Genomic DNA, 1,686 nt, shown 5'->3' with positions numbered 1-1,686 from the left:
GGAGAGCTGTTGGTTGAGCCAGTGGTTGAGCGGGCGCAGGTGACGGCATACGCCGAAGCAGATATCGCGCATCTGGCCGCCGTCGCTGCCTTGCAGGGGAAAGTCGCGCAGCACTTCGCGCAGGCTTTCGCCGTCGCCCTTGCCGGGGAGCACCCGGTTGAGGGCGCGCACGGCGCTCAGGCGCGGGTCAGGCGTTGCCACATTGATCACCTGACGCATCGGCAATGGCATCACCCAGCGGTTCGCCAACGGTGAACAGGGCCGGGTTGCCGCGCAGCAGGTCGGACACCGCCATGCGCCGTTTGCCGGGCAGCTGCAGCTCTTCGAGGATCAGGCTGCCATCGCCGGTGGCCACATGGATGCCCTGGTCGTCCACGGCCAGGATATGGCCGGGCTCATCGCTGTCCTGCCCCGGTTGCGGGCTTTCGCTGGCCTGCCAGATGCGCATGGGCTGACCGTTGAGTGGCACCCAGCTCACCGGGAAAGGATTGAAGGCGCGGATGCGGTTGTAGAGCGCGCGGGTGGGCAGGCGGAAGTCCAGCCGTGCTTCAGCCTTGCTCAGCTTGTGGGCGTAGGTGACGCCTTCGTCGGGCTGTGGGGTGGCGTTGGCCAGGTGGTGCTCCAGATCGTTCAGCACGGTCACCAACAGGCGGGCCCCCTGGGTGGCCAGCCGGTCGTGCAGTTCGCCGCCGGTTTCACGCTCGCCGATGGGCAGGGCTTCACTGAGCAGCATGGGGCCGGTATCGAGCCCGGCTTCCATTTGCATGATGGTGTTGCCGGTTTGAGTGTCGCCGGTGGTGATGGCCCGTTGAATGGGGGCGGCCCCACGCCAGCGCGGCAGCAGCGAGCCGTGCACGTTCAGGCAGCCCAGGCGAGGAATATCCAGCACCGCCTGGGGAATGATCAGGCCATAGGCCACCACCACCAGGGCATCCAGATTCAGGTCGCGTAACTGCTGGCGAGTGTCTTCGCCTTTCAGGTTTTCCGGCTGCAGCACGGCAATCCCGTGGCTGGTCGCCAGCTGTTTGACCGGGCTTTGCTGCACTTTCTTGCCGCGCCCGGCGGCGCGATCCGGCTGGGTGAGAACGGCCACGACCTGATGATCGTTATCCAGCACGGCCTGCAGGCTGGCAGCGGCGAAGTCCGGGGTGCCGGCGAAGGCAAGGCGTAAGGGTTTCAATGAGCGGCCTCTGGGTCGGTAAGTGGTGGGGCAGAGAGGTGAGTTGAAAGTGAAAAGTTGAAAGTTCAAACGCGAGCCCTCGAGTAAGCCACACGTCTAGCGCCACGGCCGCGCCGCAGGGCTGGAATCGCGGGCATGGCGATTCGCTACTCTGAAAGCCGTTTCGCGCTTTTCAACTTTGAACTTTCAACTTGCCTCTCTCTTATGCCTGCTGGCGGTGGATCTTTTCCAGCTTCTTCTTGATGCGGTCACGCTTCAGTCGGGAAACGTAGTCCACGAACAGTTTGCCGTCCAGGTGGTCGATCTCGTGCTGGATGCAGGTGGCGAGCAGTTCGTCCGCTTCTACTTCGAAGGCGTTGCCGTCCCGGTCCAGGGCATTGATCCGCACCCGCGCCGGGCGCTTTACCTTCTCGTAGAAACCGGGCACCGACAGGCAGCCTTCTTCGTAGGGCGCCAGTTNATCGGTGAGTGGCGTGATCTGCGGGTTGATGTACACCTTGGGCTCG

Annotated in this window: 3 protein-coding genes; all 3 read right to left on the bottom strand. The window is 64.0% G+C overall.

Annotated elements, in window-relative coordinates:
• Positions 1 to 219 (bottom strand): transcription antitermination protein NusB (locus A3754_RS10185; RefSeq protein ID WP_231880579.1); only part of this gene is annotated, 219 nt, incomplete at its 3' end.
• Complete coding sequence (fmt, locus tag A3754_RS10180) at positions 188 to 1,180, bottom strand: methionyl-tRNA formyltransferase (protein ID WP_063519587.1); 993 nt, start codon at positions 1,178 to 1,180, stop codon at positions 188 to 190. The genes fmt and A3754_RS10185, both read right to left, overlap by 32 nt.
• A gap of 202 nt (positions 1,181 to 1,382) precedes the next feature.
• Positions 1,383 to 1,686: peptide deformylase (gene def, locus A3754_RS10175; protein ID WP_063519586.1), on the bottom strand; the 304-nt coding region annotated here is incomplete at its 5' end.

It is taken from the genome of Alcanivorax sp. HI0083 (assembly GCF_001635175.1).
This window is presented reverse-complemented; position numbering and strand designations above follow the sequence as displayed.